The 14,807-nt window shown below is 47.0% G+C and carries 12 protein-coding genes; 11 read left to right on the top strand and 1 reads right to left on the bottom strand.

All coding sequences use genetic code 11. The annotated features are described in order from the left end of the window. Nucleotides 1-111: 111 nt before the first annotated feature. The 5 genes from tig (at nucleotide 112) to yihA (ending at nucleotide 7,837) form a co-directional block, all read left to right on the top strand. Nucleotides 112-1,386, top strand: coding sequence for a trigger factor (gene tig, locus JNUCC21_RS14290; RefSeq protein WP_003152618.1), 1,275 nt, complete (start codon nucleotides 112-114; stop codon nucleotides 1,384-1,386). A gap of 271 nt (nucleotides 1,387-1,657) precedes the next feature. Then, nucleotides 1,658-2,920 carry an ATP-dependent protease ATP-binding subunit ClpX gene (clpX, locus tag JNUCC21_RS14285; RefSeq protein WP_007408149.1) on the top strand — a complete coding sequence of 421 codons (1,263 nt, stop codon included), beginning with the start codon at nucleotides 1,658-1,660 and terminating at the stop codon, nucleotides 2,918-2,920. A 150-nt stretch (nucleotides 2,921-3,070) separates the two neighbouring features. After that, entirely contained in the window at nucleotides 3,071-4,729 is a 1,659-nt protein-coding gene (gene lonB, locus JNUCC21_RS14280) for an ATP-dependent protease LonB (protein ID WP_025285062.1), read from the top strand. A gap of 199 nt (nucleotides 4,730-4,928) precedes the next feature. Then, a complete protein-coding gene (gene lon, locus JNUCC21_RS14275) occupies nucleotides 4,929-7,253 on the top strand; it encodes an endopeptidase La (RefSeq protein ID WP_025285061.1) in 2,325 nt (774 codons plus the stop codon). Continuing rightward, nucleotides 7,250-7,837: a ribosome biogenesis GTP-binding protein YihA/YsxC gene (yihA, locus tag JNUCC21_RS14270; protein WP_003152626.1), complete on the top strand. Its 588-nt coding sequence runs from the start codon at nucleotides 7,250-7,252 to the stop codon at nucleotides 7,835-7,837. The genes lon and yihA overlap by 4 nt, the downstream gene beginning before the upstream one ends. A 32-nt stretch (nucleotides 7,838-7,869) precedes the next feature. Here the strand turns inward: yihA and JNUCC21_RS14265 are convergent, their stop codons facing one another. Then, nucleotides 7,870-8,361 carry a hypothetical protein gene (locus JNUCC21_RS14265; RefSeq protein WP_015240316.1) on the bottom strand — a complete coding sequence of 164 codons (492 nt, stop codon included), beginning with the start codon at nucleotides 8,359-8,361 and terminating at the stop codon, nucleotides 7,870-7,872. A gap of 194 nt (nucleotides 8,362-8,555) precedes the next feature. Between JNUCC21_RS14265 and hemA the strand changes: the two genes are divergently transcribed. Genes hemA through hemL form a run of 6 tightly spaced genes read left to right on the top strand, consistent with a single transcriptional unit; the run spans nucleotide 8,556 to nucleotide 14,804 of the window. Continuing rightward, a complete protein-coding gene (gene hemA / locus JNUCC21_RS14260) occupies nucleotides 8,556-9,923 on the top strand; it encodes a glutamyl-tRNA reductase (protein ID WP_015240315.1) in 1,368 nt (455 codons plus the stop codon). A 7-nt stretch (nucleotides 9,924-9,930) separates the two neighbouring features. Beyond that, the gene (locus JNUCC21_RS14255; protein WP_007408154.1) at nucleotides 9,931-10,761 is read left to right on the top strand and encodes a cytochrome c biogenesis protein; all 831 of its coding nucleotides are present in this window, start codon (nucleotides 9,931-9,933) and stop codon (nucleotides 10,759-10,761) included. Between the two features lie 34 nt (nucleotides 10,762-10,795). Then, nucleotides 10,796-11,737: a hydroxymethylbilane synthase gene (hemC, locus tag JNUCC21_RS14250; protein ID WP_032870756.1), complete on the top strand. Its 942-nt coding sequence runs from the start codon at nucleotides 10,796-10,798 to the stop codon at nucleotides 11,735-11,737. Beyond that, nucleotides 11,727-12,506 (top strand): uroporphyrinogen-III synthase, encoded by a 780-nt coding sequence (locus tag JNUCC21_RS14245; protein WP_032870754.1) that lies wholly within the window; start codon nucleotides 11,727-11,729, stop codon nucleotides 12,504-12,506. The genes hemC and JNUCC21_RS14245 overlap by 11 nt, the downstream gene beginning before the upstream one ends. Before the next feature lie 5 nt (nucleotides 12,507-12,511). Further along, nucleotides 12,512-13,486 carry a porphobilinogen synthase gene (hemB, locus tag JNUCC21_RS14240; protein WP_015240312.1) on the top strand — a complete coding sequence of 325 codons (975 nt, stop codon included), beginning with the start codon at nucleotides 12,512-12,514 and terminating at the stop codon, nucleotides 13,484-13,486. Nucleotides 13,487-13,514: 28 nt separating this feature from the next. Continuing rightward, nucleotides 13,515-14,804 (top strand): glutamate-1-semialdehyde 2,1-aminomutase, encoded by a 1,290-nt coding sequence (gene hemL / locus JNUCC21_RS14235; RefSeq protein WP_021494394.1) that lies wholly within the window; start codon nucleotides 13,515-13,517, stop codon nucleotides 14,802-14,804. The last annotated feature ends 3 nt before the right edge of the window (nucleotides 14,805-14,807 follow it).

Genomic DNA, 14,807 nt, shown 5'->3' with positions numbered 1-14,807 from the left:
AGTTCATTACATAATGATTCTGATTCAAAGCGGTTTTTTCTTTGACAAAGCCGCGGATTGCTTTAGAATGGAAGACCGACACAACCTGAATAGATTTTTGGAGGGAAACACATGTCTGTAAAATGGGAAAAACAAGAAGGCAACGAAGGCGTATTAACGGTTGAAGTTGATGCCGATACGTTCAAAACAGCTCTTGATGATGCATTTAAAAAAGTAGTAAAACAGGTTTCTATTCCTGGATTCCGCAAAGGGAAAGTTCCCCGCGGTTTATTCGAACAGCGTTTCGGCGTTGAAGCTCTTTACCAGGATGCTTTAGATATTTTACTTCCTGTAGAATACCCTAAAGCGGTTGAAGAAGCCGGCATTGAGCCTGTAGACCGCCCTGAAATCGATGTTGAAAAAATCGAAAAAGGCGAAAGCTTGATTTTCACTGCAAAAGTGACTGTAAAACCGGAAGTGAAACTTGGCGACTACAAAGGCTTAGGAATCGAAAAAGATGACACTGCCGTTACTGACGAAGATGTACAAAACGAACTTAAAGCGCTTCAAGAGCGTCAGGCTGAGCTTGTCGTGAAAGAAGAAGGCGCTGTTGAAAACGGCGATACAGTCGTTCTTGACTTCGAAGGTTTCGTTGACGGCGAAGCGTTTGAAGGCGGAAAAGCTGAGAACTACTCACTTGAAGTAGGATCAGGTTCATTCATCCCGGGCTTCGAAGAGCAGTTAACAGGCCTTGAAGCAGGCGCTGAAAAGGATGTTGAAGTAACATTCCCTGAAGAGTACCACGCTGAAGAGCTTGCCGGAAAACCAGCTGTTTTCAAAGTGAAAATTCATGAAATCAAAGCGAAAGAGCTTCCTGAGCTTAACGACGAATTCGCAAAAGACATTGACGAAGAAGTTGAAACGCTTGCTGAATTAACTGAGAAAACAAAAAAACGCCTTGAAGAAGCAAAAGAAAACGAAGCTGACGCTAAATTGCGTGAAGAGCTTGTTCTGAAAGCATCTGAAAACGCTGAAGCTGATGTTCCTCAAGCGATGATCGATACTGAGCTTGACCGCATGCTGAAAGAATTCGAACAGCGTCTGCAAATGCAAGGCATGAACCTTGAGCTTTACACTCAATTCTCAGGCCAAGACGAAAACGCGTTAAAAGAGCAAATGAAAGAAGATGCCGCAAAACGCGTAAAATCAAACCTGACTCTTGAAGCGATCGCTCAAGCGGAAAACCTTGAAGTAACGGACGAAGAAGTTGAAGCTGAGCTGACTAAAATGGCTGAAGCTTACAACATGCCGGTTGAAAACATTAAGCAGGCAATCGGGTCAACTGACGCGATGAAAGAAGATTTAAAAGTTCGAAAAGCAATTGATTTTCTTGTAGAAAACCGTTAATATGGTTCATAATAATAGACATAATAAAACAGGGCGCGATTAATTCGTGCCTTGTTTTGTACAATTATGATATAACTCTTTTTCTTGGGGCAAGATAGTCATTGCCGGGCTGTTTTTCGTCATACATATAGAATGTGCAAGTGCGAAACACATTGTTACCGTCTTACTGGAAAGTATGGTAAAATGCAATACATACTCGATCGTAGCAAGAACCGTTTTCTTTTGCCCTTCAGGTAAAAGAAAAAGTGAGACAAGATTAAGGGGTGAAAGAATGTTTAAATTCAACGAGGAAAAAGGACAATTGAAATGCTCGTTCTGCGGAAAAACGCAAGATCAGGTTCGTAAGCTGGTTGCAGGACCGGGTGTATATATATGCGACGAATGTATTGAGCTCTGTACAGAAATCGTAGAGGAAGAGCTTGGTACAGAAGAAGAAGTCGAATTTAAAGACGTTCCGAAGCCGCAGGAAATCCGTGAGATTCTGAATGAATATGTCATCGGACAGGATCAGGCGAAGAAATCACTTGCGGTTGCGGTATACAACCATTACAAACGCATCAACTCCAACAGTAAAGTGGATGATGTCGAGCTTTCTAAAAGTAATATTTCTTTAATCGGACCGACTGGAAGCGGGAAAACACTTCTTGCCCAGACGCTTGCGCGTATTCTGAACGTGCCGTTTGCGATCGCGGACGCTACATCTCTGACTGAAGCCGGATATGTCGGTGAGGACGTAGAAAACATCCTCCTCAAGCTGATTCAGGCAGCAGACTATGATGTGGAAAAAGCAGAAAAAGGCATTATTTATATCGATGAAATCGATAAAGTAGCGCGAAAATCTGAAAACCCGTCCATTACACGCGACGTATCAGGCGAAGGCGTTCAGCAGGCGCTGCTGAAAATTCTTGAAGGAACGGTTGCAAGCGTGCCGCCTCAAGGAGGACGCAAACATCCTCATCAGGAATTCATCCAGATCGATACGACGAACATTCTGTTCATTTGCGGCGGTGCATTTGACGGCATTGAACAAATCATCAAACGCCGTCTCGGACAAAAAGTCATCGGCTTCGGCTCAGATAATAAAGCGGCGGACCTGGAAAAAGAAGAACTGCTTTCTAAAGTTCTTCCTGAAGACTTGCTCCGTTTCGGTCTGATTCCTGAATTCATCGGCCGTCTTCCTGTCATTGCAAGCCTTGAGCAGCTTGACGAAACGGCACTGGTTGAAATTCTGACTAAACCGAAAAACGCACTCGTCAAACAATACAAGAAAATGTTAGAACTTGATGATGTCGAGCTTGAATTTGAAGACGAGGCATTATCTGAAATTGCGAAAAAAGCGATCGAGCGTAAAACAGGCGCACGCGGCCTGCGTTCTATCATTGAAGGCATCATGCTTGACGTCATGTTTGATCTGCCGTCCCGCGATGATATTGAAAAATGTGTCATTACCGGAGCGACAGTCGCAGACGGTGAAGCACCGCGTCTTGTATTAAAAGACGGCACAGTTGTCGGCCAAGATAAAACATCAGCATAACATGACAAAACCTCCTGACTCGAATTGATCAGGAGGTTTTTTTTCTTGTCCTGACCCTTCTGAAAATGTTTATTCCGGGCTTTGCTGGGAGATACTAGCGGACAGAGGAATGAATTGGATACATAAATCGTTTTTTCAGGAGGGACCAGCATGAGTTGGACAGGGATCGCATTATTTGTACAGCTGTTTTTCGGGATAGTCATCGGATTATATTTTTGGAATCTGCTCAAAAACCAGCGTACACAAAAAGTGACGATAGATAAAGAATCAAAAAAAGAAATGGAACAGCTGCGCAAAATGCGCGCCATCAGTTTATCAGAACCTTTATCAGAAAAGGTGCGGCCGAAAAGCTTTCAGGACATTGTCGGCCAGGAAGATGGAATTAAAGCGTTAAAAGCAGCGCTTTGCGGACCGAACCCGCAGCACGTCATTATTTACGGTCCTCCGGGAGTCGGAAAAACGGCTGCGGCGCGGCTGGTATTGGAAGAAGCGAAAAAACATAAACAGTCACCGTTTCAAAAGCAGGCTGTTTTTGTTGAACTTGATGCGACGACCGCGCGGTTTGATGAACGGGGGATTGCCGATCCGCTTATCGGTTCAGTGCATGATCCCATTTATCAGGGAGCGGGTGCGATGGGCCAAGCAGGCATTCCGCAGCCAAAACAGGGGGCTGTGACCCATGCTCACGGCGGGGTATTGTTTATTGATGAAATCGGCGAGCTTCACCCGATTCAGATGAATAAAATGCTGAAGGTGCTTGAAGATCGAAAAGTATTTTTAGACAGTGCGTATTACAGTGAAGAAAATACGCAAATACCGAATCACATTCATGATATTTTTCAAAATGGGCTTCCGGCAGATTTCCGTTTGATCGGAGCGACAACGAGAATGCCGAATGAAATTCCGCCGGCCATCCGTTCGCGCTGCCTTGAAGTGTTTTTCCGCGAGCTGGAAAAGGATGAACTTAAAATCGTTGCGAAAAAAGCAGCCGACAAAATTCAGAAAGAGATTTCTGACGAAGCTCTCAATGTGCTGACCACATATACGAGAAACGGACGTGAAGCCGTCAATATGATCCAGATCGCCGCCGGCATGGCGGTGACTGAGGACAGAAAAGAAATTACGACAGAAGATATAGAATGGGTTGTTCATTCCAGTCAGCTTACACCTAAAAATGAGCAGAAAATCGCCGATGAACCGCAAGTCGGCATCGTGAACGGACTTGCTGTCTACGGGCCGAACAGCGGCGCATTGCTGGAAATCGAAGTGAATGTCACACCTGCGCAGGACAAAGGAAGCCTGAATATCACGGGAATTGCAGAGGAAGAAAGCATCGGCAGCCAATCGAAGTCGATCCGCCGCAAAAGCATGGCGAAGGGATCTGTGGAAAATGTTCTGACGGTTCTGCGCACAATGGGCATCAAACCTTCAGACTATGACATTCACGTCAATTTTCCGGGCGGAGGCCCGATTGACGGACCTTCAGCAGGTATCGCGATGGCCGCGGGGATTTTTTCCGCGATTCACCGCATCCCGATCGACCATACGGTGGCGATGACGGGAGAAATCAGCCTGACGGGGCTTGTCAAACCGATCGGCGGCGTCATTCCGAAAATTAAAGCCGCAAAACAGGCCGGAGCAAAAACGGTCATTATCCCATATGAAAATCAGCAGTCCATTCTGAAACGAATAGACGGAATCACCATTAAAGCGGTAAAAACGTTCCAGGAAGTGCTGGACGTCATATTGGTTGACCCTCCTTCAGAACAAAAACCGTTTGATATCCAAATGAATAAAGAATCCGTATAAACCCCATTTTTATAATGGGGTTTTTTTATGGAGGACATCTTTTCCTTTTTCAGAACAGAAAGAAAGGGTATACTACGAAGAGACTGTTTTATATACAGGGCAGGCGGATAAGCCGATTAAAGCCCGATCCCGGAATTGTACAACGATGAAAAAGTTGTATTATAATGGTTCATACTAAAGTCACGGAGGTGTCAGTCACATGGCAGAAGATACAAAACGCAGCATCCCGCTCCTCCCTTTAAGAGGCTTATTGGTATACCCGACAATGGTTTTACATTTAGATGTAGGCCGTGACAAGTCGGTTCAGGCTCTTGAACAGGCAATGATGCATGATCATATGATTTTTTTAGCCACTCAGCAGGATATTTCGATAGACGAACCGGGTGAAGAGGATATTTTCGCCGTCGGCACTTATACAAAAATTAAACAGATGCTGAAGCTGCCCAACGGTACGATCAGAGTGCTTGTAGAAGGAATTCAGCGGGCGCAGATCCTTGAATACACCGAGCTCGAAGATTATACTTCGGTCGATATACAGCTGATGCATGAGGATGATTCAAAAGACGTGGAAGACGAAGCGCTTATGCGGACGCTGCTGGACCATTTTGACCAGTACATAAAAATTTCTAAAAAAATCTCCGCAGAAACGTATGCGGCTGTGACTGATATTGAAGAGCCCGGCAGAATGGCGGATATCGTCGCTTCTCATCTCCCGCTGAAATTAAAGGACAAGCAGGACATTTTAGAAACGGCGGATATTAAAGAACGTCTGAATAAGGTCATCCGTTCCATTCATAATGAAAAAGAAGTGCTGGAGATTGAGAAAAAAATCGGTCAGCGCGTCAAACGTTCGATGGAACGCACTCAAAAGGAATACTACTTGCGTGAACAGATGAAAGCCATTCAGAAGGAGCTTGGCGACAAAGAAGGAAAAACCGGCGAAGTTCAGTCGCTCACGGAAAAGATAGAAGAAGCAGGCATGCCTGAGCGTGTCAAAGAAACGGCGCTTAAGGAATTAAGCCGTTACGAAAAAGTGCCGTCAAGCTCAGCGGAAAGCTCTGTTATCCGCAACTATATTGACTGGCTCATCGCCCTTCCGTGGTCGGATGAAACAGAAGATAAACTTGATATTAAAAAAGCCGGGGAAATCTTAGATAAAGAGCACCACGGCTTAGAGAAAGTGAAAGAGCGGATTTTGGAGTATTTGGCCGTGAAACAGCTGACGAAAACGCTGAAAGGGCCGATTCTTTGTCTGGCCGGACCTCCGGGAGTCGGTAAAACATCTCTTGCAAAATCAATCAGTGCGAGCATGGGGCGCCGTTTTGTGAGAATTTCACTGGGCGGAGTGCGTGATGAGTCTGAAATCCGCGGGCACCGGCGTACATACGTCGGAGCGATGCCGGGCCGTATTATACAGGGGATGAAAAAAGCCGGCAAACAAAATCCGGTTTTTCTCCTGGATGAGATCGACAAAATGTCGTCTGATTTCAGAGGCGATCCGTCTTCAGCGATGCTTGAGGTGCTGGATCCGGAACAAAACAGCACATTCAGCGACCACTATATTGAAGAGACGTTCGATTTATCGAAAGTGCTGTTTATCGCGACTGCGAATAACCTTGCTTCCATCCCGGGCCCTCTCAGAGACAGAATGGAGATTATCAGCCTGTCAGGCTACACTGAAAACGAAAAGCTGGAGATCGTGAAGGACCACCTGCTTCCGAAACAAATCAAAGAGCACGGGCTCACAAAGAGCAGCCTGCAGATTCGGGACCAGGCGATTACGGACATCATCCGCTACTACACGAGGGAAGCCGGCGTGAGAACGCTTGAACGCCAGATTGCCGCCATTTGCCGAAAGGCTGCAAAAGCCATTGTGTCTGAGGAGAGAAAACGCATTACCGTTACAGAGAAAAATCTGGCCGACTATCTCGGAAAACGGATATTCAGATACGGACAGGCGGAAACCGAAGATCAAATCGGGGTTGTCACGGGGCTCGCGTATACGACGGTCGGCGGAGATACGCTGTCAATCGAAGTGTCATTGTCACCGGGAAAAGGAAAGCTGATTCTGACCGGGAAGCTTGGAGATGTCATGCGGGAATCAGCGCAGGCCGCTTTCAGTTATGTCCGCTCGAAAGCGGAACAGTTCGGAATCGACCCGAAATTCCATGAGAAGTATGACATTCATATCCATGTCCCTGAAGGAGCGGTGCCGAAAGACGGCCCTTCTGCCGGAATTACGATGGCCACGGCGCTCGTTTCAGCATTAACGGACCGTGCGGTAAAACGCGAAGTCGGTATGACGGGAGAAATCACGCTGCGGGGCCGCGTGCTTCCGATCGGCGGACTGAAAGAAAAGGCGCTCGGCGCGCACAGAGCGGGCCTGACCACTATTATTGCGCCTAAAGATAACGAAAAAGATATAGAGGATATTCCAGAAAGCGTCAGAGAAGGACTGAAGTTTATATTCGTTTCTCACCTGGATGACGTTTTGGAACATGCCTTAGTAGGAGAGAAGAAATGAAAGTCACAAAGTCAGAAATCGTGATCAGCGCGGTCAAACCCGAACAGTACCCTGATGGGGGGCTTCCGGAAATCGCGCTGGCGGGAAGATCAAATGTAGGAAAGTCATCTTTTATCAATTCATTAATCAATCGGAAAAACTTGGCCAGAACGTCATCAAAACCGGGGAAAACACAGACCCTAAACTTTTACATCATCAATGATGAATTGCATTTTGTCGACGTTCCCGGGTACGGATTTGCGAAAGTTTCCAAAAGCGAGCGGGAAGCATGGGGGAGAATGATTGAAACCTATATGACGACCCGCGAAGAGCTGAAAGCCTGCGTGCAGATTGTCGACCTCAGGCACGCGCCGTCTGCTGAAGACGTGAACATGTATGAATTCCTGAAGTATTACGGCATTCCCGTCATCGTTATCGCGACAAAAGCGGATAAGATTCCAAAAGGAAAATGGGACAAGCACTTAAAGGTTGTCAAACAGACGCTTGATATGGATCCTGAAGATGAGCTGATTTTATTTTCCTCTGAAACGAAAAAAGGCAAAGATGAAGCATGGGGAGCCATTAAAAAAATGATCAGCCGGTAATGAAAAACCCAAAACGCAGTGCGTTTTGGGTTTTATCGTATAGTTTTGTTCCGCTTGATAAACAATAATAAAAGGCTGATTCCGATGAAAACATACGGCCAGTATGTTTTGAAGTGTTCCGTCGGAATATGGACGGACTCCAGCCACGCCGTAATTTGTTTAAAGAAGTATAAAAAGAGGGAAAAACCAATCATGGCAACCGCTTCGTATACATATTCTTTTCTGGCTGCCGCAAATAAGGAGAATCCGAAGACGAAGAGAATCATTTCAAAATCTCCCGGCCACCATGAGAGCTCAGGTTTGGCGAAAAAGTGTAAACCTATACCGAAAAGAAGCATGCCGATCAGGACGTGAGGCCCGGCCGCTTCCTTTTTGCCCTGATACAAGAGCACGGCACCCAAAAGCATAAGGAGCACCGGCCATTCCCCCTGATTCGCAAACAGGTGAACCTGTCCGCTCTGAAGCCATGCGAATAATGAAGCGGCAAGCAGAAGTCCCGGTAATAAAATTGATGTTTTTTTCATCCTGTCACCTACCCGCAGTAAAGGATTTTTAGTATGATGATTACAGTGGAAACGAGCTTTTTATACTATAGCATAACATTTTTGAAATCTGTTCACATTTTCCTGAAGAAACTATGTTATAATTATTATAAATAATAAATTCTATGTTAGAATGATTATAAATAAATTGCGATGTACGGGGGTGCATGAAAGCGATGCATATTCTTGTTGTGGGAGTAGATTATAAATCCGCCCCTATTGAAATACGCGAAAAAATAAGTTTTCAGCCGGATGAGCTTGCAGAAGCGATGCTCCGTTTAAAAGGAGAAAAAAGCGTTCTTGAAAACATTATCGTGTCAACCTGCAACCGCACCGAAATATATGCGGTGGTCGACCAGCTTCATACCGGCCGTTATTATATAAAGACATTTTTATCTGAATGGTTCTCGCTGCCGAAAGAAGAGCTGTCTCCGTTTCTGAAATTTTATGAGAGCGACGCGGCGATCGAGCATTTATTCCGTGTGGCGTGCGGCTTGGATTCCATGGTCATCGGAGAAACGCAAATACTCGGCCAGGTCCGCTCAAGCTTTAAAACGGCGCAGGCAGAGAAGACGATCGGCACCATTTTCAATGAGCTGTTTAAACAGGCGGTGACCGTCGGCAAACGCACGCATGCCGAAACCGATATCGGCGCCAATGCCGTTTCCGTCAGTTACGCCGCCGTTGAACTCGCGAAAAAAATCTTCGGCTCATTGTCAAATAAGCACATTTTGATTCTCGGTGCGGGAAAAATGGGCGAGCTCGCCGCAGAAAACCTGCACGGTCAGGGCATCGGCAAAGTAACGGTCATCAACAGAACGTTTTTGAAGGCAAAAGCGCTTGCTGACCGTTTCTCCGGAGAAGCGCGCAGCTTAAACCAGCTTGAACATGCACTTGCTGAAGCTGATATTTTAATCAGTTCGACAGGCGCAAGTGATTTCGTCGTGTCTAAAGAAATGATGGAGAGAGCGGGCAGACAGCGGAAAGGCCGCCCGTTATTTATGGTGGATATCGCTGTGCCGAGGGACCTCGATCCGGCGCTGAACGATCTTGAAGGTGTTTTTCTGTACGATATTGATGACCTTGAAGGAATCGTTGAAGCCAACTTACAAGAACGCCGTGAAACCGCTGAAAAAGTCGAGCTGTTTATTGAAGCGGCAATTGTTGAGTTTAAGCAGTGGCTTAATACGCTCGGCGTCGTGCCGGTCATTTCGGCGCTGCGTGAAAAGGCGCTGTCCATCCAGTCCGATACGATGCAGAGCATTGAGCGCAAGCTGCCTCATCTGACGGTAAGAGAGAAAAAACTTCTCAGCAAACATACGAAAAGCATCATTAACCAAATGCTGCGCGACCCGATTCTGAAAGCGAAAGAGCTTGCGGCTGAAGCGGATTCAGATGAAAAGCTGAAGCTGTTTATGCAGATATTCGATATTGAGGAAGAGGCCGGCCGCCAGCTGGACAAAAGCCTGGATAACCGCCAGACGGTTCATTCGTTTCAAAAGGCAGAAGCAAAAACGGGCTTACGTCCGCTTGTAAGTGAGTGAGGGCTGTATGATTGATACAGCAATGGCAAGACTTAATGAAGCGACAATTGTTATTTATGCAGTAAGCGTCCTTTTTTACTTTATAGATTTTCTTCAACACAACCGGAAGGCTGGGAAAATGGCCTTCTGGTTGCTTTCTATTGTCTGGACTCTGCAAACCGTCTATCTTTCTTATTTCATGTGGCAGACGGGCAGATTTCCGGTCTTGAATATTACGGAGGCCCTTTACTTTTATGCGTGGGTGCTTGTCACGCTCTCACTTGTGGTCACGCAGATTCTGCGCGTTGATTTTATCGTGTTTTTCACGAATGTCATCGGTTTCTCGATGATTGCGATCCATACGTTTTCACCGACGGATCAGCATTCGGCCGCTTTTTCCGGCCAGCTGGTCTCGGAGCTTTTGGTCATTCATATTACAATGGCGATTCTGTCTTACGGCGCTTTTTCCCTTTCTTTTGTCTTTTCGCTTCTTTATCAGTTTCAATACTCTTTATTAAAGAAGAAAAAGTGGGGAAAATGGCTGTTGAGAATTGAAGATTTGTCAAAACTTGATTATATGGCTTACGTTTTAAATGTCATCGGGGTTCCGATGCTGCTGTTGAGCCTGATATTAGGCGTGATCTGGGCGTATGTGTCGCTGGAAACGCTGTACTGGTTTGATTCAAAAGTGCTCGGCTCGTTTATTGTGCTGCTTTTATACAGCTACTATTTATATATCAGAATGATTAAGGAACTGCAGGGAAAAGTGGCGGCGTTATGGAATTCAGCATGTTTTCTCGTGCTGATGATTAATTACTTCCTGCTCGGAAGCCTGTCGCAGTTCCATTGGTTCAGTTAACGCACGCGCCCAAACAGATTCGGGAGGAAAGAAAATGAGAACGATTAAGGTAGGTTCCAGACGGAGCAAACTGGCTATGACCCAGACAAAATGGGTGATTAACAAACTGAAGGAATTGAACCCTTCCTATAACTTTGAAATCCGGGAGATTGTCACAAAAGGCGACCGCATCCTCGATGTTACACTGTCAAAAGTGGGCGGCAAAGGTTTGTTTGTCAAAGAGATTGAACAGGCGCTGCTGCATCAGGAGATTGATATGGCGGTTCACAGCATGAAAGACATGCCCGCCGTTTTGCCTGAGGGTCTTGTCATAGGCTGCATACCGAAACGTGAGGATCCGCGTGATGCGCTGATTTCAAAGGGGCATCAAAAGCTGGACGACATAAAAGAAGGGGGCATCATCGGCACCAGCAGTTTAAGAAGAAGCGCCCAGATTCTTGCTGAACGCCCTGATCTTACAATTAAGTGGATCAGAGGCAATATCGATACGAGACTTCAAAAGCTTGAAACGGAAGATTACGATGCTATTATTTTAGCGGCTGCGGGACTTTCAAGAATGGGCTGGAAAGATGATGTCGTATCTGAATTTCTCGAACCGGCCCGCTGTCTGCCTGCGGTCGGCCAAGGCGCTCTTGCCATTGAATGCAGAGAGTCAGATGAGGAGCTTTTGAAGCTGTTTGCGCAATTTACCGATGAGTATACGCAGCGCACGGTGGCAGCCGAACGGGCTTTCTTACACGCGATGGAAGGCGGCTGCCAAGTGCCGATAGCCGGGTATGCGTCCGTCAATGACCGGGATGAGGTTGAATTGGTCGGTCTTGTCGCGTCTCCGGACGGAAAGACGATTTATAAAGAAACAGCGGCGGGACATGATCCGGAAGAAATCGGAAAACGCTGTGCGGCGATGATGTCTGACAAAGGAGCCAAAGCATTAATCGACAGCGTGAAACAGGAGCTCGATCAGGATGGCAAATGACCTTCCTTTACAAGGAAAGACCGTGCTTGTCACCCGGAACAAAAGACAGGCCGCTCCGTTCCGAAAAAAAGTGGAGGCGCTCGGCGGAACGGCTGTTTCCGCTTCGCTGATCGCTTTTCAGGAAGCGCTCCCGGATGAATGTGCGGACAGTCTGCGGGAAGACCTTTCTGAGCCGGGATGGCTTGTGTTTACAAGCGTAAACGGTGTCCGGTTCTTTTTTTCCTATCTTGATCGTCACGATCTTGCGCTTTCGGGACGGAAAAAAATCGCAGCCGTCGGTGAAAAGACTGCGCGCGCCCTGAAAGAGCGGGGAGCCCGGACGGATGCGATGCCTGACGAGTATGTGGCGGAATGTCTGGCTGATACTTTAAAACGGCACGCATCAGCTGCCGAACCCATTTCAGTGATAAAGGGCAATTTATCACGCGATGTCATAAAAGCGGAGCTTGAGCCGCTTGGCTATCAAATAAGGGAATGGGTGTTATACAATACCATTCAGGATGAAAAAGGCATGGACGAGCTGAGACGGGCTGCATCCCGCTCTCATTTTGATTTTATTACGTTTACCAGCTCATCGGCGGTGCATACGTTTATGCACGCGGTCGGAGACGGAGAAAAAGCGTGGGAAAACAGCGGTGCGAGCTATATCAGCATCGGCCCTTTGACAGAGAAAGCGCTCTTGGAATACGGGATCTCATCCCATGTGCCTGACACTTATACGATTGAAGGCATGCTGGACGTCATGTGCAGCATGTCGGGAAAGGATTGATAATGATGAATCAAACATTTAACAGACACCGCCGTTTGCGTGCGAACGCTGCGATGAGAGATTTAGTAAAAGAAACACGTCTTCACCCCTCAGATTTTATTTACCCGTTATTTGTCGTTGAAGGGCTCGAAGGAAAAAAAGAAGTTCCTTCCATGCCGGGGGTTTATCATGTATCACTCGATTTGTTAAAGGATGAAATGGCTGAGCTGATATCGCTCGGCATTAAGTCGGTCATCGTTTTCGGCGTGCCGGAAGAAAAAGACGCCTGCGGAACCCAGGCTTTTCACGATCACGGCATTGTGCAGAAAGGGATTGCTGAAATTAAAAAGCATTATCCTGAAATGATTGTAATCGCTGATACGTGTCTCTGTGAATACACGGATCACGGCCATTGCGGGGTCGTGAAAGACGGAGAAATTCTCAATGACGAGTCGCTTGAACTGCTGGCTCAGACAGCCGTCAGCCAGGCCAAAGCCGGCGCTGACATCATCGCTCCTTCAAATATGATGGACGGTTTTGTCACAGTGATCAGGGAAGCGCTCGACAAAGAAGGATTCACGAATATTCCGATCATGTCTTATGCCGTGAAATATTCAAGTGAATTTTACGGTCCGTTCCGCGACGCGGCTGACAGCACGCCGCAGTTCGGAGACCGAAAAACATATCAGATGGATCCGGCCAACCGCTTGGAAGCGCTCCGTGAGGCTGAATCAGACGCGGCAGAAGGCGCTGACTTTTTAATCGTCAAACCGTCTATGTCATACTTAGATATTATGCGTGATGTGAAAAACCGCCATCACCTGCCGCTGGTCGCATATAATGTGAGCGGGGAGTATTCCATGGTGAAAGCGGCAGCCCAAAACGGCTGGATTAAAGAAAAAGAAATGGTGCTGGAAATTTTAACGAGCATGAAACGTGCAGGAGCCGATCTGATTATGACGTATCATGCAAAAGACGCAGCAAAATGGCTTGCTGAGTAACGATTTCATTTGACGGGAGCTGAGGCAGATGAGAAGCTATGAAAAATCAAAAGCCGCTTTTAAAGAAGCGCAGAAACTGATGCCGGGCGGAGTGAACAGCCCGGTGCGCGCGTTTAAATCAGTCGATATGGACCCGATCTTTATGCAGCGCGGAAAAGGATCGAAAATTTTTGATATTGACGGCAATGAATATATCGACTACGTCCTGAGCTGGGGGCCGCTCATTTTGGGCCACACGAACGACCGGGTCGTTGAAAGCCTGAAAAAAGTAGCCGAGAACGGGACAAGTTTCGGGGCATCTACTGAAGTGGAAAACGAACTGGCCAAATTGGTCATTGACCGTGTGCCGTCTGTTGAAATCGTGCGGATGGTCAGCTCCGGCACAGAGGCGACAATGAGCGCCCTGCGTCTGGCAAGAGGATATACCGGCCGCAACAAAATTTTGAAATTCGAAGGCTGTTACCACGGCCATGGTGATTCGCTGCTGATCAAAGCGGGATCCGGAGTGGCGACACTCGGCCTTCCGGACAGCCCGGGCGTGCCGGAAGGAATAGCAATGAATACGATTACCGTTCCATACAACGACTTGGAAAGCGTTGCACTCGCATTCCGGGAGTACGGTGAAGATATTGCCGGGGTCATTGTTGAACCGGTAGCAGGCAATATGGGCGTTGTTCCGCCGCAGGAAGGCTTTTTACAAGGACTTCGCGACATGACGGAACAGTATGGTGCGCTGCTCATTTTTGATGAGGTCATGACCGGTTTTCGCGTGGATTATAACTGTGCGCAAGGGTATTTCGGCGTGACGCCTGACTTAACGTGTCTCGGCAAAGTCATCGGCGGCGGTCTTCCTGTCGGTGCGTATGGCGGAAAAGCTGACATTATGGAACGAATCGCGCCGAGCGGTCCGATTTATCAGGCTGGAACATTGTCAGGAAATCCGCTTGCCATGACAGCGGGACTTGAGACGTTACAGCAGCTTACACCTGAATCTTACCAAGAATTTGTGAAAAAAGGCGATATGCTTGAAGAAGGCATTTCAAAAGCAGCTGCAGCACATGGCATTCCGCACACGTTTAACCGGGCGGGTTCAATGATCGGCTTCTTTTTCACAAATGAGCCTGTCATTAACTATGAAGCAGCCAAATCTTCTGATTTAAAGCTGTTCGCCAAATATTATAAAGGGATGGCTGATGCAGGCGTATTTCTGCCGCCGTCTCAATTTGAAGGATTGTTTCTCTCCACTGCGCATACAATGGAGGATATTGAAAAAACCATTCAAGCCGCTGAGAAAGTGTTCCAGGCGATCAGCCGCTGATAC

It is taken from the genome of Bacillus sp. JNUCC-21 (assembly GCF_041222765.1).
GTDB classification, from domain to species: Bacteria; Bacillota; Bacilli; order Bacillales; family Bacillaceae; genus Bacillus; species Bacillus velezensis.
Note: the sequence above shows the minus strand (reverse complement) of the source record. Positions and strands in the feature narration are given on the sequence as shown.